Below are 17490 nucleotides of genomic sequence, written 5' to 3'. Positions count from 1 at the left end.
GTGGGCCTAAATGAGATTGAAGCAAATGCTCAGACACAGGAAAATTCAGGTCTGCGTTTTAGTGAATAAAATTTCCAAAGGTTAATTCATGCCCTAAGGCATTGATTCCATACACTTGTCTGGAAAGCCGCGGAAAAACTGGAGCGGGCGAAGGGATTCGAACCCTCGACCCCAACCTTGGCAAGGTTGTGCTCTACCCCTGAGCTACACCCGCTCGCGCCAGTCTTCTCTAAGAGAAGTCGTTTCCGTTAGGCAAGCGCTATATGGACTAATGATTTCGGGATTGCAACAGGGAATTTCATGTTTCGACTAAGATATTTGCAAAGATTCACAGGCTGATCCATTCCGCCTTTAACGCTTGCGTCGCGCGATGCTGATGATCGAAGCAAGTGCAGCAAAGCCTGCGGCAACAAGCAAAATGTTTGGGATATTGGTGAGCCCCCAATGTGCCAGCAGAAACGCTACGAAAGCCGCGCCGAGCGATTGTCCCATCAGTCTTGCTGTTCCGAGCATGCCGCTTGCGGCACCACTTCTGGCCCGTGGAGCAGACGTTATGATCATGCGGTTGTTTGGAGCTTGAAAGAAGCCGAAGCCGATGCCGCAAATCGCCATACGCCAACAGATATCCTGAACGGTTGGTTGCTCTGGCAGAAGACCAACTAATGCCAGGCCAGCAGCAAAAATGATCAATCCGACAAGACCGAGCGTGGCGGGTGAATATTTGTCTGAAAGTTTACCGGAGAGGGGGGCGACAATAGCCAGTGCTATTGGCCAAGGCATGATCAGGAAGCCAACTTCTATTGGTGTGAAGCCGTAAACTGTCTGAAACAGGAATGGCAGGGAAATGAATGCCATCATTTGTGCCAGAAATGACATGATCGACGTACAGAGCGACAGGCTGAAAACAGGAATTCGCAACAGATCGAGTGGTAACAACGGGTCGCTGGTACGAAGCGAGCGGCGAATAAGCCAAGTCGCGGCGAACACGCAGGCCGCTGCCTGCAGTAAAAGCCAGCCGCCATTTACTCCAGAGCCCGCACTATCGATCACTGTTACCAGCAATCCGAGCGCAAATGCACTGAGAACGGCACTCAGATAGTCGAAGCGTCGTGACGAGCGTTCATTGTCGGGCAAGCTTTTGATGCCCATTGCGACCGCCAAAACACCGAGCGGAATGTTTATGACAAAAAGCCATGGCCAGCTGAGTGAATGCAGAATAACCCCGGCAAGGGTGGGGCCAATGGTCGACGAAACGGCAACAAAGAGCGCATTGAGGCCGATGGCCGTGCCGAACTTGGCCTGCGGAACTGTATAGCGCAACAAAGCAGTGTTGACGCTCATCAGGCCCGCCGCACCAAAGCCCTGAATGATACGCGCTATGGTCAGCGCCTCCAGGGAACGGGAGAAAACACAGGCAATCGAGGCAAGAGTGAACAATGACACGCCAATCAGATAGACGCGCCGGTAGCCGTAGATTTCACCTAAGGCTGCCAACGGCAGAAGCGTGATGACGATTGCCAGCTGATAACCATTGACGATCCAGATCGATGCGGCTGGACCTGCGGAAAAATCGGCAGCGATGGTCGGAAGCGCAACATTGGCGATGGTGCCATCAATGACGGCGAGGGTGAGTCCCACCATGAGCGTTGCCCATGCCCAGTAGATGCGCGGCTTCGGAAGGCCATCCGGTGCCACGAATGCCCCTTCTTTAACGACCATTTCATGCTTCATTTCATCGACCAGTTACATGGGTGGCGAGCGGCAGACTGCAGACTGTTGCAGCGTGAGTAAATGACAGAATTCTGTCCAACCTTATCCGGTTGGGGAAGGTCAGCTAGCTACCTACTGCAAAATTGCACGCAAAACACTGCCTTTATCCTGTGAAGCGGGTCAGGTAACGCTATTGTGTGCTGTTTTCAGCCGCAATTGGGAAGCTCATCACACGCGCATAGTGACGGGGATTAAAGCTTAGATATAGCGGGCAAATGCTTGCCACCAGCACAAGATGCATGATCCAGCCTGAAGCAAAGCTGCCGGTCAGATTGTGCAGGAAAGCTGTAGCAATCGGACCAAGAGCGGCAATGATAAAACCGCCGCCTTGCATCATGGCTGCCAGTGCGCCAGCTTCTTCCGGTTTTGGAAGATGATCGAGTGACGTTATCATTGCGAGTGCGAAACTACCGCCGAGACCAGCTCCACAAATTGCAGACCAGAACAGAGGGGATAGCTGCGGAGTGAAAGCAAGACCTGCAAATCCTATACCCTGCATGGCCAATGTCAGAAAGAGCCATGGCCGACGGTCGACGCTGCGCCGCGCAAGGAGTGGAAGACAGAAGGCCGAGAGCGCCTGAGCGATTGCCATTATTGCGACCAGATTGCCGGTCGCGGAAGCGTCGACACCAAGCGACTGATAATAGGTTGCGAGCCAGGCCACCATCGACGAGTAACCCGCATTCACAAGCCCGAAGGCAGCCATCAACACCCATGTGCGTGGGCGCCGAAGCAGCTTGATCGTGATACCAGACTTTGAACCAGATGAAGTCGTTTCACTGAGGATGGGTATTGCTGCGAGCAAAGCCACCACTGCTGGAATTGCGAGAACTGCGAGTGCAAGACGCCAATTGTGCTCAGAACCTGCCAGCCAAGGTGTCAAACGGGCACCTAGCGCCCCACCACCCATGATCATTGCGGAGTAAAGACCTGTCACGGCTGCAATGCTTGACGGAAATTTCGCTTTAATGAGCCCCGGCATCATTGCTTGAATCATGGCAACACCAGCACCACACAAGACCGCAGTAAGTACCAATGAGAAGCCGTTGGGTACAAAGCCACGCAGGAGCGAGCCTGTTGCGAGCACCACGAGCGCCATGAACATGCTTCGTCGCGTTCCAATCAATGATTGAATGTGCGGCGCGACAAAGGCACCAAGCCCCATCAACAACATTGGCAGAAACGTGAGTAATGACAGCGCGCCAAAACCCATGCCGGTATCGTTCGCGATATCTGTGAGAACGGGTCCGGGTGCCGTGAGGAACGGTCGGAGATTAAGACCGATCAGGATGACGAGGATTATAAGAGCGATTGGACTGGCTTGTTTGCCAACTGGCACGGTTGTGGTGGGATGCATTTTATTATCTAGCGTTTTGACTGTTCTTTTTCCTGCCATACGCGATAGAGCCGTTCGCCATCTTCAGGTGAGCAATGCTCGATCTTGATGCCGGTTTGCTCGCTTGCGGGCTTGGAAAGCTCTGCAGCAATTTTTGCAGTCGAGAGATTGTAAGGTTCTGCCTGATCGTTTGAATAGGCGAATATGATCTTGTCTATGCCAGACATGCGCATGGCGGCGAAGCACATGGGGCAGGGCTGGCCACTAGCATATACGCTGCAACCGTCGAGCCGCGACGATTGCAATGCCTGGCCTGCTGCGCGCAATGCCAGTAATTCGGCGTGGGCAGTCGGATCACAATCTGCTTGCATGCGATTGACGCCTGTAGCGATGATCTTGTCGTCTTTTACAATGACCGCGCCGAAGGGGCGCCCACCTTGTTCGATATTTTCAAAAGCAAGCGCGACCGCTCGGTCAAGAAATGCGTGATTGCCACTCATTTCGCGCCAGCTTTCTCCAACATCGCCACCATAGACGCAAAGCCACGCTGACGCGCATGCTGCAATGGCGAAACACCATCATTATCGGCAAGATTAACGTCTGCTCCGGCATCAATCAGCAATTTCACGATATCGACATGACGCTGCCCACCATCGCCAAGGATGATGGCTTCGAGAAGAGCGGTCCAACCGAGATTATTGACGTGATCGACTTTGACGCCCGCTTCAATCAGCGTCTGCACCGTTTCCACGTGGCCACGTTCTGACGCTGGGATAAGTGCGGTGCCGCCATAGCGATTGGTGCTTTTGAGATCGGCACCGTGGGAGAGTGTGAGTTTCAGGATTTCAAGATGGCCGCGCGCGCCCGCATAAAGATAAGGGCTGTCCTTGATCGCATCTTTCGCATTCACATCGGCACCCGCTTCAATAAGCGCACAGGCGACATCGACATGATTAGCATGGGTGGCGGCAAGCAAGGCCGTTTCACCCCGGTTGCCGCGCGCGTCAAGTTCGACACCCGATTTGATCGCTTCATTGATAGTGGAGAGATTACCTGTGGAGGCAGCTTCAATGAGTGAGCTTTGCGCCTGTGCTACAGCGTGGTGGCCCGGCAGAGTTGGTTCGGTCATGACTATGGTTCCTGCAATCAATGCCAAGGCACTCAAGCTGAATAATGTTCGACGCATCGGCGGTGCTCCTAATTTATTGATTAAATACTAGCAACACGTCATATTTAGAAATTAAATGTTCAACTGGTATCCATTCAGATCATGAATAATGTATTCAGCCTCGATCTTTTGCGTGCTTTTGTGGCCGTTGTTGACAGCCGAAGCTTCACGATTGCGGCACAGCAACTGCACTCTACGCAATCAACTGTAAGCCAGAAAATCCTTCGTCTTGAAGAAGCGGCCGGGCAATCTCTTTTGGAGCGTGCACGCCATGATATCCGCCCAACTGATGCCGGCGAAAAGCTGCTCGGCTATGCGCGACGAATGCTGCATTTGCATGATGAGGCGGCTGCGGCCATGACTGGTGACGCACTTGCTGCTGTTTTTCGACTTGGGTTGGCTGAGGATTTCGCGGCAAGGCTTGTGACGCCGGCGCTTGCGGCTTTTCTGCGCGCACATCCCAATATGAAGCTTGAGGTGACCAGCGGATTGAGCCGCGAACTACAAAAGGGTTTTGAAACGGGTGAGTTTGATCTCGTTATGATCAAGCAAAGACGTGGAGAAACTGTGGGAACCATGCATTGGCCCGAACCACTGTCATGGCTGGAGAGCGCGGATTATCCGGTTTCGCATGTTGATCCATTGCCGCTGGTCGTTTTCCCACCAAATGGACTTTACCGCAGCGACATGATGGAAGCACTCGACCGCATCGGGCGGTCGTGGCATGTCGTTTTTACCAGTTCCAGTCTCGCGAGCGTTCAAAGTGCGGTTGCTGAAGGTCTGGGTGTGAGTCTCCTCCCCACACGCGTCGCGCAGCCAGCGCACCGTATTGTGCCTGCAACAGCAGGCTTGCCCAGTGTCGACCCCATGGAAATTGTCATTCGACATATGGAGAACGGTTCCGATCAGATACGGCAATTGGTGGAAATGCTGGCCAAAATTGTTGGGGAATGATCGAATATTGCTTTAACAGGCTGATTTAATGTGACTCATTGCGTCAAACAGCGCGAGCCTTCTTGACTCTACCGCAAACGCGGTGTTTTTGCCTGTTGATAGCGCTACAGATATGCCGACAGGATAGCCCCCACTTCCACCATCTTAAAGTTCCTTTCGCTCGCTGCGACAGCCAAACGGCATGGTTCTTGCTTATTGCAAGTGGGAGGCGCTTTACGGGATTATGATAATGTCCAACACCACCATCACTCATAACGATGGAAACACACTGTTTCCGATCGTTCTTTCAATCGTTGCAGCTGCTGCAACAGGCGTTCTTTGGGCCTATGCGAACCCGATCCAGCTCGTGCCTGGCGTTATCCAGTGGCGTATCTTCGCTTTCCTTCCGCCGCTTGTCGGCATTCTTCTTGGCCGGAAAAGCGGTTTCATCTGCGGGTATCTTGGGACCGTTATCTGGTCGTTGCTTGCGGGAACATTCATTCCAGCGCATTCGCTCATCATCGATGGCATCATGGTGGGTTTGACTGGTTTGATCCCCGGCATGTTGTTCGATCCGAAGACCACCACATTCAATCGGGCAACGCTGATTAAAATTGCGGCAACCTGCCTTGTTGCTGGCCTTCTGATGGTTTCTGCCGTTTCGGCAAGCCTAGCCTATCTTGGTATTTTCCCATTCTGGTGGGCAGTGATGTATCTCGGCCTGTCTGACATCGTACCAATGCTCATCGGCACGCCATTGCTGGTTGTTCCGGCTCTGAAGATTCTCAAGGGCGCTCATCCGTCCGGTTTCACCCGTTTCTGATCGCGAGACCAGAAAAGTGCTCCAGTTAGAGAATGTAAAAGTAGGTTTTGGCGATTCCGTTTTGGGCATCGCCGAAGCCAGCCTGAATATTCGTGATGGCGAACGCCTTCTTATCTGTGGCGCGGGCGGCAGTGGCAAAACCACGCTGCTCAACGCTGCATCCGGCATCGTACCGCGTCTGATCACGCCTCAGGTTTTCGCTGGCGATATATCGCTGAATGGCAAGCCAATGTCCTCCATGCCAAAGGACGAACTCTTCAGCATGGTCGGGGTGGTGTCGCAGAATGTTGAAGACCAGCTATGGGATCTGAGCGTTGAAGACCTGGTCGCTTTTCCGTTGGAAAATCGCGGTTTTGCCAGAGAACTCATCCGTACACGTATCGACGATCTTCTGAATGAACTGGAGCTAAACGCTTTGCGTGGACGTCGCGTGCTGACGCTTTCGGGCGGCGAGCGCCGGATGGTTGCAATGGCTGCAGCACTGGCCGCAGAACCGAAACTGCTCATCCTTGACGAGCCGACTACGGGCCTCGATCCAGCCGCACGCCAGCGCCTTGTGCGCGTTTTGAAGAAGCTCGGTGCAGAAATTCCGGCTCTTCTGATCGCCGAGCAAGATCCGGCATCTTTGCAAGCCGTGGTTACACATGTCGGTTTGCTCAAAGATGGAAAGCTCGCACCTCTCGTGCCGCTTTCCGAAATCATCAACAATGCTGCAGCATGGGAAGATACAGGCGTTCTGCCGCCAGTCGGTATCCGTCAACGTCTCGCTGGCACAAAGGCCGATGGCAAGGTGCTTGTTTCAGTGTCGGGCATCAAGACACAGCTTCAACGTCGTGATGGTCAGCCGGTGCTGCAAAACGTGAATTTTGAAATTCGCGCCGGGGAAGTTGTTGCACTGATCGGCAAAAATGGTGCGGGTAAAACCACGTTGTTTCAATCCGTTCTGGGACTTCAGAAGATCGTGGCTGGCACCATCACCATTGGCGGCGAAAACGCCGACAAGTGGACGGCGGCAAAGCGGGCACGTTCTATTGCCTATCTGCCACAGAACATGCGCCGTATTCTGTTCAATATGACTGTTCTGGAAGAAGTGGTCTTTGCGATCACCGCTGCAACGCGCGCACCAAAAGACGATGCGGTCACTGCTCGTGCGACGGCATGTTTGCAAAAATATGGCCTTGGTGGGCACGAGGAAACCAACCCGTTTGCACTCTCGTCGCGTCAGCAGGCTCTGCTTGGTCTGGCTTGCGCAGAAGCGGCGGGTGCTTCGGTTGCAATTCTCGATGAACCGCTACTGGCGCGTGATCTTAACGGTCGTCGTATGCTGGAGCTGTTTCTCGAAACAGCTCTCGCTGAAAACCGCGCTGTGATGCTGATCTCTCACGACCTTGAGCTGGTGGATGATGTTTCGTCCCGCGTCATGATCCTGGATCGTGGCCAGGTCACTTTCGATGGTGATGTGGATGCATCGTGGGGCTCGGAAGCCTATCGTGTGCTTGGCTGGCCAAAGCCGCGTGTTGTCGAGACCGGAGAAGCGGCATGAAAATCTTTTATGACCTGAACTTCTTCGTAAAACTCGCAGCCGCATTTCTGGTTATGCTCGCAGCATGGCTGGTGCCGGGCTGGAAATATGGTTTGCCGCTTGCGTTGGCTACCGTGGGTTTTCTGGTGATGGTCAAGGTGCCGGGCCTTCGTGGCTATCTCAAAGGAGCTGTGCTTCTGACGCTGCTTGTCATGGCAAGCTGGATTCTTAACCTCGTGCTGCAAGGTATGGCATTTGTTGATACTTTGCCTATCGCGGCAGGCATGGCAGCACGTCTGGTGACGACAACCGCGGCCTTCTATTTCGTGATGGAAACCAGCACGCCGGGTTCCATTCTGGCCGCCGCCAGTGCTGCACGTCTACCGCCTATGGTAACGCTCGTATTATCACTCACCTTTGGCATCATCCCAATGTTGCGTGAGGATTTCGAGCGTATCGCAGATGCGCAACGCGCGCGCGGTATGGAAATTGATGATGTTTCTTTCCCCATGCGTCTGCGCTTTGCACTGGCACGCGGGGTGCCGCTTCTTGTGCAGGCGATCCGCATGGCGCACGCCATTTCGCTTTCTCTTGCCATTTATGGATTTGATACCAAGCGCAAGCGTACCACATGGCGTAACGTCGGCTTGCTGGTCGAATCGAGACTTGAGAGCAGTTCCGACAAAAAATGACTAGTTGGAACCGCTCTAACTATTTGTTTTCCCGCATTTCCGGGCGCAAAACCGTTTCACACTTTTGCTGGAAATGCTTCAATTCCAAGGATGCAAAACGATGACTGATGACAGCGCGAAACTTTCTGGCAACGGCCAGGTTTGGACCGTCGATGTGGCTGGCAGCAAGGTCGATCTGTCGATCGTGCCGATCAATTCGAACTTCGCCATTTCGCTGATGATGGTCATTGATCTCGGTGTGCGGTTTGGTGAGCATGTGGGCAAGGAGCTAGCTGAAAAGCTTGCGCCGCTGAAGCCAGATGTGATCGTTGGTGCTGCCACGCTTGGTATTCCTGTGGCGATTGAAGTCTCGCGGGCGCTTGGGCTTGATGATTATGTCATCCTGCAAAAGTCACCGAAGATCCATCTGGGCGATGCACTGGTACAGACAATCTCGTCTATCACTTCAAAAGGTGAGCAGCGTCTGCTTCTCGACCGTCAGGCAATCCCGCTGCTTGAAGGCAAGCGCGTGGTTGTGGTCGATGACGTCGTTGCATCGGGTTCAAGCCTCAAAGGTTCGGTCGAACTGGTGCGCAAAGCAGGTGGTGAAGTCGTTGGTATTGGGGTCATTCTCACCGAAGCCAAAGATTGGCAGGAAGTGCTTGGCGATGATGTGAAACTACTTCACAGCCTCGCACACATTCCGCAGTTCGATAATCAGGATGGAGAGTGGAAGCCTATTCCAGATAGCTTCCTGTAAAATCGTTTCACACTTTTTGGGATATGCTTGAAACGCCGCGCTGGTCGCGGCGTTTTGTATATTGTTACGCCTTGTTTCGCGTACGGGTTGTTTTTCAGAATTAATGTTTGCCAACAGGCTTCAATCTTTTCAAAAATGCCGTCAAATTTCGGATTGACTGATTTTGTATCCAGGATATTCTGTCTAGAAAAGTTGGGAGGCTTTTCTATTGGCGGCTTTTGAATGGCGCAGTCAGACCCGTTTGCTGGACGAAGTTGCAGAGGCACTTCGTGAGCGAATCTATGCAGGCGTCTATGCGCCGGGCGCGATACTCCGACAGGAACACATGGCCGCTGAGTTTGGCATCAGCCGTACTCCGTTGCGAGAGGCCTTGCGTGTTCTGGAGCGTGACGGGCTGGTTGTTCATCTGCCCGGTCGTGGTGTTCGCGTGGCTTCTGCCGATCTTACCCGTCTCATTGATGCTTATGCCGTTCGTGAAGTGCTGGATGGTGTTGCAGCGCGCTTTGCCGCTGAGCGAGCAACTGACGAGGATATCGCAAAGTTGCGTGCGCATGTTGAAGGGCAGGGTGCGGTTGTCGATCCGTGGGACCCGAAAGCCTACACTCAATCCAATGTCGATTTTCACATGGCGGTTATGAACACCGCCGGCAATGCTTCGCTGATCGCCTTTGTTCCGGTATTGCGCATGACTTCGCAGGTATTTGCACCATCCTTCTCACTGTCGGTGGACAGGGCGCGCGACGCGATCCGCGAACATGGCGCAATTGTCGAAGCTATTGCCGCACGCGATGGCGAAGAAGCCGAACGGCTTGCGCGGGCGCATATCCGCGCAACCATGGCAAGACTGGAGGCTGAAATGCCTTTGCAGGAGACTGAAAATGAGACATGAAAACAAGGCAGGAGCTGCAGGCTTGCTACGCTATGGGAATTACATCAATGGTGAATGGTGCGACGCACTGGGCGGCGATCATGTCACTTTGCGCAATCCTTCCAATGGCTATGACCTTGCGCTGATTGCCCGCAGTAACAAGGCTGACGTCGATCTTGCCGTGGCCGCAGCACGCGCAGCCTTAAGCGGTGAGTGGGGCAAGAAAACTGCGACGGAACGTGGCCGTATTCTTCATAGTATTTCTCAGGAAGTCCTCAAGAATGTCGAATTGCTCACTGATCTTGAATCGAAAGATGTCGGCAAGCCGGTTACGCAGGCCCGCGCCGATGTGATTGCTCTGGCGCGTTATTTTGAGTTTTACGGGGCCTCAGCCGACAAGGTGCACGGCGATACGCTGCCTTATCAGAACGGCTTCACCGTGCTTTCGATCTATGAGCCGCATGGTGTGACAGGTCATATCATCCCTTGGAATTATCCAATGCAGATTCTTGGCCGCAGCCTAGGTGCTGCACTTGCCATGGGAAACGCGGCGGTGGTGAAGCCTGCTGAGGAAGCCTGTCTCACCATACTGGAATTTGCGAAGATTGCCGAAAAGGCGGGCCTTCCGAATGGTGCTCTGAATATCGTGACCGGCCTTGGTGCAGAGGCTGGTGCGGCACTCTCTGAACATCCGGACGTCAATCATATTTCATTCACAGGCTCGGTTCGCACCGGCGAACTCATTCAGGCTGCGGCTGCGAAAAACACCGTGCCTGTTACGCTTGAACTGGGCGGTAAGTCGCCGCAGATCGTCTTTGCTGATGCGGATATCGAGCGCGCGGTTCCGTTTCTCGTGAATGCAGGCATTCAGAATGCGGGCCAGACCTGCTCTGCCTCCTCGCGCATTCTGGTCGAGCGCAGCATCTATGAAGATGTTGTGGCACGCATGAGCGAACGCTATCGCGCATTGAAAGTTGGGCCGGCAGGCGATGACCCGTCAGTTGGTCCGGTTGTTTCGCAGCGTCAGAAGGCAATCATCGAAGGCTATCTTGATGTAGCGAAAGAAGATGGTTTAGCCATCGCGGCGCAAGGTGTGCTTGTCGACAACGCGCCAGAAGGTGGTGCTTATGTTCTGCCGACGCTGATCCGCGACGTTCCTGCCGATCATCGTCTGGCGCAGGAAGAAATCTTTGGTCCGGTACAGATCATCCTGCCGTTCGATACGGAAGAAGAAGCGATAGCCATTGCCAATGGAACGTCTTACGGCCTTGTGTGCGGCATCTGGACTAACGACGGCGGGCGTCAGTTCCGGCTCGCCCATGCGATCCATTCCGGTCAGGTGTTCATCAATAATTATGGCGCTGGCGGCGGCATTGAATTGCCATTCGGCGGCGTGAAGAAGTCCGGTCATGGTCGCGAGAAGGGTTTTGAAGCGCTCTACGGCTTTGCGAGCTTGAAAACAATTTCGGTCTATCACGGATGAAACTTTAGAATGCGCATTTGGGAGAATGACAGTGTCGCTTAAGGGTAAGGTAGCGCTCATCACGGGAGCCGGTTCTGGATTTGGCGAAGGCATGGCGAAGCGCTTTGCAGCAGACGGCGCAAAGGTCGTGGTCGTGGATCGCGATAAGGCTGGTGCCGACCGTGTTGCAGCGGAAATTGGTGATGCGGCGCTCAGTGTTGCTGCCGATATTTCCAGGGAAGCGGATGTCGATGCCGCCGTTGAAGCAGCTCTTTCAAAATTCGGCAAAGTCGACATTCTGATCAACAATGCAGGTATTGGTCACAAGCCACAAAGTGCTGAACTGGTGGACCCGGAACAATTTGACCGTATTATTGGCGTTAATGTACGCGGAATTTATCTGACTACGCGCAAGCTGATCCCGCTTATGAAGAAAAATGGCGAAGGCGTCATTCTTAATGTCGCGTCGACCGGAGCGGGTCGGCCACGTCCTAACCTCGCCTGGTATAATGCCACCAAAGGCTGGGTTGTTTCCGTCACCAAAGCGCTTGCTATTGAGCTGGCTCCGGCAAAAATTCGCGTTGTGGCGCTTAATCCGGTTGCTGGCGAAACGCCGCTTCTCACCACCTTTATGGGTGAGGACACTGAGGAAATCCGCAAGAAATTCCGCGATTCCATTCCAATGGGCCGCCTGTTGAAACCTGATGATTTGGCTGAAGCTGCGGCTTTCCTTTGTTCGTCTCAAGCCTCTATGATTACAGGGGTTGCGCTCGACGTGGATGGCGGACGCTCGATCTGAATTAAAAGAGGGAAAAGGGGAGCTATGGGTAAGTTATTCAAGGCAGGACTTATAACTGCCGCCATGCTGGCATCGATCAACGGTGCCTTTGCAAAAGATACACTGGTTGTCGGTGAAGTGCTGGAACCGCCGGGCCTTGATCCTACGGCAAATGCAGCCGCCGGTATCCGGCAGGTTACTTATGCCAACCTTTATGAAGGTCTGGTGCGGATTGTTGAAGACGGTACGGTTAAGCCGCAATTGGCCGAAAGCTGGACAGTCTCCGATGATAAAAAGACCTATACTTTCAAGCTGCGCGAGGGCGTGAAGTTCCATGACGGAACGCCGTTTGATTGCTCGGTTGTAAAGTTCTCCTATGAGCGTGCGGTGGCGCCCGATTCCACCAACGCGCAAAAAGGTCTTTTCGAGCCGATTGCCAGCACCGAGTGTCCTGACCCGGCGACTGCGGTTGTCACGCTCAGGCGCCCAAGCTCGAACTTCCTGTTCAATATGGGGTGGGGCGATGCTGTGATGGTCGCACCAAATTCCGCAGCCGAAAACCGCACCAAGCCTGTCGGCACAGGTCCGTTCAAGTTCAAACGCTGGGTGCAGGGTGATCGCGTCGAACTTGACCGCAATCCAGATTATTGGGGTGAACCTGCAAAACTCTCTGCAGTCACTTTTCGCTTTGTGAGCGATCCATCGGCCGCTGCCGCTGCGATCCTTGCTGGTGACATCGACGTTTTCCCGATGTTCCAGGCACCTGAACTGATCAGCCGCTTCAAGAGTGATGACAAGCTTCAGGTGGAAGTGGGTGATACTGCAGGCAAAGTTCTGCTTTCACTCAACAATGCCAAAGCGCCGTTCGACAATGTGAAGGTGCGTCAGGCTTTGGCTCATGCAATCGACAGCAAAGCGCTGATCGAAGGCGTTTATTCGGGTTTTGGTACGCCAATTGGCTCGCATTACGCGCCGGTTGATCCGGGCTATGTCGATCTGTCGGAAACATATCCGTATGATCCGGCCAAGGCAAAGCAGTTGCTGGAAGAGGCAGGTGTTCCAGCAGGCACGTCGATCACGATAACACTGCCGCCTCCGGCCTATGCGCGTCGTGGTGGTGAGATTATTGCAGCCATGCTGGCAGAAGTTGGCATTCAGGCCAATCTTGTGCCGATAGAGTTCGCTCAGTGGCTCGATCAGGTATTCAAGCGGTCAGATTTCGATGCGACGATCATTGCTCATACAGAAGCACGCGATCTCGATATCTATGCCCGCGACAAATACTACTTCAACTACAACAACCCGGAATATAAGGCGCTCTACAAGGCCTATGCCGAAGCCGGCAGTGACGAAGAACAGCTCGAACTCGTGAAGAAGCTGCAGGAAAAACTTGCCGCTGACGAGCCGAATATCTTCCTCTATGCGCTGCCAAAAATCGGTGTGTGGAATAAGAACGTCAAAGGTTTGTGGAAGAACATGCCGATCCCGGCTGATGATCTGACACAGGCTTACTGGGAAAACTGAAAACTGATCCGCCCCCGGCACACATGTTCAGGGGCGGATATTCACGCGGGTTCCGAAAAATGTAAGACGGTTTTCGGACAAAAATGCGCGTAAAACCACCTGAATGGCCGTGCAGCGATAATAATCAAGGGGCTGCGGCGCGGTAAAGAATGGAATGCGGAGTGTGCGGCAGACGCCAGCACTTCAAGGAGGTCGCTTTGCTGGCTTATATATCCGGGCGGTTAGTCTCGCTCATGCTTACGACGCTTGCGGCCTCCGTCATCGTCTTTCTGCTCATGCAGGTGCTGCCAGGCGACCCCGCGGCAGTCATCCTTGGCATCAACGCTCAGCCTGAAACGCTTGCCGCCCTTCATAAGCAGCTTGGTCTCGATCAGCCGCTGTGGTGGCGTTATCTCTCATGGATCGGTGGGTTTCTGAAAGGCGATTTCGGCACGAGTTATACCTATTCCGTGCCGATCAGCGAGTTGCTGGGCCCGCGGATCATGGTCACGCTGCCGCTGGCTTTGCTTTCCATGATCCTGTCCGTCGCCGTAGCCATTCCTGTTGGCGTTTATGCGGCATCCAAGCGCGGCAAGACGGGTGATATACTTTCGATGGGTGTCGCACAGGTCGGTGTCGCGATCCCCAATTTTTGGCTCGGATTGCTGTTAATTCTTCTGTTTGCACTGCAGCTCGGCTGGTTCCCAGCATCAGGCTTTGCCGGATGGGAAAATGGCTTCTGGATTGGCATCCGTTCGCTATTTCTGCCTGCGCTGGCGCTTGCCATGCCGCTTGCCGCAATTCTCGCCCGCGTCACCCGCTCGGCCGTTATTGAAACACTGGGCGAAGATTTCGTGCGTACCGCGCGTGCCAAGGGGCTTACTCGCAGGGCGGCCCTCTGGCGTCATGCCGTGCCCAATGCGCTGATCCCGGTTGTCACCATTATCGGCCTGCAATTCTCATTTCTGCTCGCAGGAACCATCATTATCGAAAATGTCTTCAATCTCCCCGGCCTCGGAAGACTGGTCTTTCAGGCGATTGCGCAACGCGATCTCATTACCGTGCAATCCTTGGTGACAATGCTCGCCGCTTCCGTCATTGCGGTTAATTTCGTTGTCGATCTGGTCTACGGGTTCATCGATCCGCGCCTTTCGACAGGAGGCAGCCGATGAGCGATGTTCAGACTATGGTTAAACCAAGTCGCTTCCGGGTGCTGTTTCTGAGCCGAAGCTTGTTTATAGGATCGCTGATTACGGTCATTCTCGTGTCTATGGCGTTGGTGTCTTATTTCTGGACGCCTTATTCGCCAACCGCGATGAATTTTCGCGACAAGCTGCAAGGCCCGAGCCTTAGCCATCTTTTTGGCACCGATAATTTCGGTCGAGATGTTTTCTCCATGATCATGGTGGGCGCGCGCAATTCGATTGCCGTTTCCATCATTGCGGTTCTGGTTGGTGCTGGTATAGGCATTCCGCTGGGAGCCTTCGCGGCTGCGCGCGGCGGATTGATTGATGGTTTTGTCATGCGCATGACAGACCTTGCCTTTGCGTTCCCCGCACTGTTGACCGCTGTCATCATCACCGCGATTTTTGGTCCGGGCGCTGTCAATGCAATGATTGCAATTGGCATCTTCAACGTGCCGGTCTTTGCCCGTGTGACACGCGGCGCATCACTTGGTCTGTGGAAGCGCGAATATGTGCAGGCCGCGCGCTGTGCTGGGCGTGGCGATATTTCGATCACGCTGTTGCATGTACTGCCCAACATTAATCACGTGCTCATCGTGCAGGCGACCATTCAGTTTGCTCTCGCAATCGTTGCAGAAGCTGGCCTGTCCTATGTCGGACTTGGTACCCAGCCGCCAATGCCGAGCTGGGGCAAGATGCTCAATGACGCACAAACTTTCATTTATGACGCGCCATGGCTGGCCATTTTCCCCGGCCTTGCCATCACGTTTGCCGTTCTGGGGCTCAATATGCTCGGAGATGGACTGCGAGATGTGCTTGACCCGCGTGTAAGGAGGCAGAGATGACAATACCTTTGCTTGAAATGAACAATATGTCCGTTGAGCTGCCCATTGGGCTCAAGGTCGCGGATATTGTCTCCGACATCACGCTGACGCTTAATCGCGGCGAACGTCTCGGCGTGGTGGGTGAGTCCGGAAGTGGCAAATCGATCACCGCTCTTGCGGCGATGGGGCTTTTGCCAGATCGCATGCGCGTGCGTGGAACACTGCGCTTTGACGGCCAAGACCTTGCGTCCTTGCCGGAAGCAGAATTGTGTAAAATGCGCGGACGTCGCATGGCGATGATTTTTCAGGAGCCGATGACTGCGCTCAATCCAGTGAAATCAATTGGCGCACAGATTGCTGAAGGCCGTCGTCTGCATCTTGGTGAAAGTCGTGCGGACGCTGAACGAAAAGCACGCGAGCTTCTTGATCGGGTTGGATTGCCCGCACCACGCTTCAATCTTGAACTCTATCCGCATCAGCTTTCCGGCGGTCAGCGTCAGCGCGTGATGATTGCTATGGCGATTGCCTGCGAACCGGACCTGCTGATTGCTGATGAGCCGACAACCGCGCTTGATGTAACGGTGCAGGCGCAGATCCTCGATCTAATGGATGAACTGATCGACGAGACCGGGACGGCCTTGATGCTGATCACGCATGATCTCGGCGTCGTTTCCGAGATGACGGACCGTATTGCGGTTATGTATGCAGGGCGGATCGTGGAAACGGGCCGCACAGAAGCCGTGTTCAATCGCATGGCGCATCCATATGCGCGCGGCCTTTTTGCAGCCTCACCTCATGGTGCAGCCCTTGTGCGTTCGAGCTCTGGTGGGCGGCAACGACTGAAAGCCATTCCCGGTGTGGTGCCCGATCCGCTTGCGCGTCCGGCGCATTGCACTTTTGCTGATCGCTGTACCTTTGTGCAGGATGATTGCCGCCAAACCATTCCGCCGCTTGATATTCTCGGTGAGAATGACGGGATCACGCATCGTGCCGCCTGCTTTCATCCGTGTGAAGGCGAGGTGATGGCATGACGAAACACATTCTGGAAGTGCGCAATGTCGTGCGCGAATATCGTCTGCCGCGCGCTTCTTTTTTGTCGAAACAGGAGAGCTTGCGCGTGCTTCACGGTGTCAGCGTTGATATTGAAGCAGGGCAAAGCCTCGGCATCGTTGGCGAAAGTGGCTCCGGTAAATCCACATTAGCCCGTGCAGTTATGGGTTTGGAGAGGCCGCAATCTGGTCAAATTCTGATCAATGGGCAGGATATTTATGCGCTTGATCGCGGTGGGCTCCGTGAAGCACGCAAAGGCTTTCAGGCAATTTTTCAGGACCCTTATGGCTCGCTTGATCCACGCCATACGGTGCGACGAATTATATCGGAACCGATTGTCTCGCTGGAACGAGGAACAAGCAATGCTGAACGCAATGAGCGTGTGGAGGAAGTGCTGGCAGCGGTTGGATTGCCGTCCGCATCGGCGGATAAATATCCGCATGAATTCTCCGGCGGTCAGCGTCAGCGTATCGCCATTGCGCGTGCGCTGATTACAAAGCCAGCGCTGATTGTTGCGGATGAGCCGGTCTCGGCGCTTGATGTTTCCATTCAGGCGCAGGTGCTTAATCTGATGATGGATTTGCAGGAGAAATTTGGTCTCAGCTATCTTTTCATCAGTCATGATCTTGGTGTTGTGCGTGCCATTACCGACCGTGTGGCGGTGATTTATCGCGGCAATATTGTCGAGCAGGGGCCAACCAACGAGGTCTTTGATAATCCGCAGCATGAATATACGCGAGCGCTTGTCGATGCGGTGCCAAAGCCTTTCTCGGGACGGCGCAAACGCGCATCGCGGCAGACCGCCAATCTCCAATTACCGGAATGATAAAAGGGAACC

17 protein-coding genes and 1 tRNA gene are annotated in these 17490 nt (G+C 54.0%); 13 read left to right on the top strand and 5 right to left on the bottom strand.

Translation table 11 applies throughout. The features are described from left to right. Window positions 1-139 precede the first annotated feature (139 nt). The 5 genes from CEV32_RS06355 to CEV32_RS06335 form a co-directional block, all read right to left on the bottom strand. A tRNA-Gly gene (locus tag CEV32_RS06355) sits at window positions 140-214 on the bottom strand. 137 nt (window positions 215-351) lie between these two features. After that, on the bottom strand, window positions 352-1731 hold the full coding sequence (locus CEV32_RS06350; RefSeq protein ID WP_094575286.1) for an MFS transporter: 1380 nt from the start codon (window positions 1729-1731) through the stop codon (window positions 352-354). Window positions 1732-1900: 169 nt separating this feature from the next. Next, window positions 1901-3127 carry a cyanate transporter gene (locus tag CEV32_RS06345; RefSeq protein WP_094575284.1) on the bottom strand — a complete coding sequence of 409 codons (1227 nt, stop codon included), beginning with the start codon at window positions 3125-3127 and terminating at the stop codon, window positions 1901-1903. Between the two features lie 8 nt (window positions 3128-3135). Continuing rightward, window positions 3136-3606, bottom strand: a complete 471-nt coding sequence (locus tag CEV32_RS06340; protein WP_094575282.1) for a nucleoside deaminase — start codon at window positions 3604-3606, stop codon at window positions 3136-3138. After that, window positions 3603-4292, bottom strand: a complete 690-nt coding sequence (locus tag CEV32_RS06335) for an ankyrin repeat domain-containing protein (RefSeq protein WP_094575280.1) — start codon at window positions 4290-4292, stop codon at window positions 3603-3605. The genes CEV32_RS06340 and CEV32_RS06335 overlap by 4 nt, the downstream gene beginning before the upstream one ends. A gap of 84 nt (window positions 4293-4376) precedes the next feature. Between CEV32_RS06335 and CEV32_RS06330 the strand changes: the two genes are divergently transcribed. The 13 genes from CEV32_RS06330 to CEV32_RS06270 all read left to right on the top strand — a co-directional run bounded on the left by CEV32_RS06330 (window position 4377) and on the right by CEV32_RS06270 (window position 17478). Then, window positions 4377-5228, top strand: coding sequence for a LysR family transcriptional regulator (locus CEV32_RS06330; protein WP_094575278.1), 852 nt, complete (start codon window positions 4377-4379; stop codon window positions 5226-5228). A 229-nt stretch (window positions 5229-5457) separates the two neighbouring features. Beyond that, on the top strand, window positions 5458-6030 hold the full coding sequence (locus CEV32_RS06325) for an aminotriazole resistance protein (protein ID WP_094575426.1): 573 nt from the start codon (window positions 5458-5460) through the stop codon (window positions 6028-6030). A 16-nt stretch (window positions 6031-6046) separates the two neighbouring features. Continuing rightward, window positions 6047-7573: an ABC transporter ATP-binding protein gene (locus CEV32_RS06320; RefSeq protein ID WP_094575276.1), complete on the top strand. Its 1527-nt coding sequence runs from the start codon at window positions 6047-6049 to the stop codon at window positions 7571-7573. Further along, on the top strand, window positions 7570-8244 hold the full coding sequence (locus CEV32_RS06315; RefSeq protein ID WP_094575274.1) for an energy-coupling factor transporter transmembrane component T family protein: 675 nt from the start codon (window positions 7570-7572) through the stop codon (window positions 8242-8244). The genes CEV32_RS06320 and CEV32_RS06315 overlap by 4 nt, the downstream gene beginning before the upstream one ends. Window positions 8245-8344: 100 nt before the next feature. Next, window positions 8345-8983, top strand: a complete 639-nt coding sequence (locus CEV32_RS06310; protein WP_094575272.1) for a phosphoribosyltransferase family protein — start codon at window positions 8345-8347, stop codon at window positions 8981-8983. A gap of 208 nt (window positions 8984-9191) precedes the next feature. Continuing rightward, window positions 9192-9872, top strand: coding sequence for a GntR family transcriptional regulator (locus CEV32_RS06305; protein ID WP_094575270.1), 681 nt, complete (start codon window positions 9192-9194; stop codon window positions 9870-9872). Beyond that, entirely contained in the window at window positions 9862-11334 is a 1473-nt protein-coding gene (locus tag CEV32_RS06300; protein WP_094575268.1) for an aldehyde dehydrogenase family protein, read from the top strand. The genes CEV32_RS06305 and CEV32_RS06300 overlap by 11 nt, the downstream gene beginning before the upstream one ends. 31 nt (window positions 11335-11365) lie before the next feature. Next, on the top strand, window positions 11366-12112 hold the full coding sequence (locus tag CEV32_RS06295; RefSeq protein ID WP_094575266.1) for a glucose 1-dehydrogenase: 747 nt from the start codon (window positions 11366-11368) through the stop codon (window positions 12110-12112). Between the two features lie 24 nt (window positions 12113-12136). Further along, window positions 12137-13615 carry an ABC transporter substrate-binding protein gene (locus tag CEV32_RS06290; protein ID WP_094575264.1) on the top strand — a complete coding sequence of 493 codons (1479 nt, stop codon included), beginning with the start codon at window positions 12137-12139 and terminating at the stop codon, window positions 13613-13615. 197 nt (window positions 13616-13812) lie between these two features. Beyond that, window positions 13813-14766 (top strand): ABC transporter permease, encoded by a 954-nt coding sequence (locus tag CEV32_RS06285; RefSeq protein ID WP_094575262.1) that lies wholly within the window; start codon window positions 13813-13815, stop codon window positions 14764-14766. Beyond that, window positions 14763-15623 (top strand): ABC transporter permease, encoded by an 861-nt coding sequence (locus CEV32_RS06280; RefSeq protein WP_094575260.1) that lies wholly within the window; start codon window positions 14763-14765, stop codon window positions 15621-15623. The genes CEV32_RS06285 and CEV32_RS06280 overlap by 4 nt, the downstream gene beginning before the upstream one ends. Beyond that, window positions 15620-16633, top strand: coding sequence for an ABC transporter ATP-binding protein (locus CEV32_RS06275; RefSeq protein WP_094575258.1), 1014 nt, complete (start codon window positions 15620-15622; stop codon window positions 16631-16633). The genes CEV32_RS06280 and CEV32_RS06275 overlap by 4 nt, the downstream gene beginning before the upstream one ends. Further along, window positions 16630-17478 carry an ATP-binding cassette domain-containing protein gene (locus tag CEV32_RS06270; RefSeq protein ID WP_094575256.1) on the top strand — a complete coding sequence of 283 codons (849 nt, stop codon included), beginning with the start codon at window positions 16630-16632 and terminating at the stop codon, window positions 17476-17478. Before CEV32_RS06275 ends, CEV32_RS06270 begins: the two co-directional genes overlap by 4 nt. Window positions 17479-17490 lie beyond the last annotated feature (12 nt).

Origin of the sequence: Brucella rhizosphaerae (genome assembly GCF_002252475.1) — a bacterium.
GTDB classification, from domain to species: domain Bacteria; phylum Pseudomonadota; class Alphaproteobacteria; order Rhizobiales; family Rhizobiaceae; genus Brucella; species Brucella rhizosphaerae.
The sequence above is the reverse complement of the archived record's forward strand: the minus strand, read 5'-3'. Positions and strand labels throughout refer to the sequence as shown.

Coding starts and splice junctions, on each gene's coding strand:
- CEV32_RS06300 (WP_094575268.1), top strand. CDS start 9,862: ATGAGACATGAAAACAAGGCAGGAGCTGCAGGCTTGCTACGCTATGGG.
- CEV32_RS06290 (WP_094575264.1), top strand. CDS start 12,137: ATGGGTAAGTTATTCAAGGCAGGACTTATAACTGCCGCCATGCTGGCA.
- CEV32_RS06345 (WP_094575284.1), bottom strand. CDS start 3,127: ATGCATCCCACCACAACCGTGCCAGTTGGCAAACAAGCCAGTCCAATC.
- CEV32_RS06270 (WP_094575256.1), top strand. CDS start 16,630: ATGACGAAACACATTCTGGAAGTGCGCAATGTCGTGCGCGAATATCGT.
- CEV32_RS06325 (WP_094575426.1), top strand. CDS start 5,458: ATGTCCAACACCACCATCACTCATAACGATGGAAACACACTGTTTCCG.
- CEV32_RS06275 (WP_094575258.1), top strand. CDS start 15,620: ATGACAATACCTTTGCTTGAAATGAACAATATGTCCGTTGAGCTGCCC.
- CEV32_RS06340 (WP_094575282.1), bottom strand. CDS start 3,606: ATGAGTGGCAATCACGCATTTCTTGACCGAGCGGTCGCGCTTGCTTTT.
- CEV32_RS06335 (WP_094575280.1), bottom strand. CDS start 4,292: ATGCGTCGAACATTATTCAGCTTGAGTGCCTTGGCATTGATTGCAGGA.
- CEV32_RS06315 (WP_094575274.1), top strand. CDS start 7,570: ATGAAAATCTTTTATGACCTGAACTTCTTCGTAAAACTCGCAGCCGCA.
- CEV32_RS06330 (WP_094575278.1), top strand. CDS start 4,377: ATGAATAATGTATTCAGCCTCGATCTTTTGCGTGCTTTTGTGGCCGTT.
- CEV32_RS06280 (WP_094575260.1), top strand. CDS start 14,763: ATGAGCGATGTTCAGACTATGGTTAAACCAAGTCGCTTCCGGGTGCTG.
- CEV32_RS06310 (WP_094575272.1), top strand. CDS start 8,345: ATGACTGATGACAGCGCGAAACTTTCTGGCAACGGCCAGGTTTGGACC.
- CEV32_RS06350 (WP_094575286.1), bottom strand. CDS start 1,731: ATGAAGCATGAAATGGTCGTTAAAGAAGGGGCATTCGTGGCACCGGAT.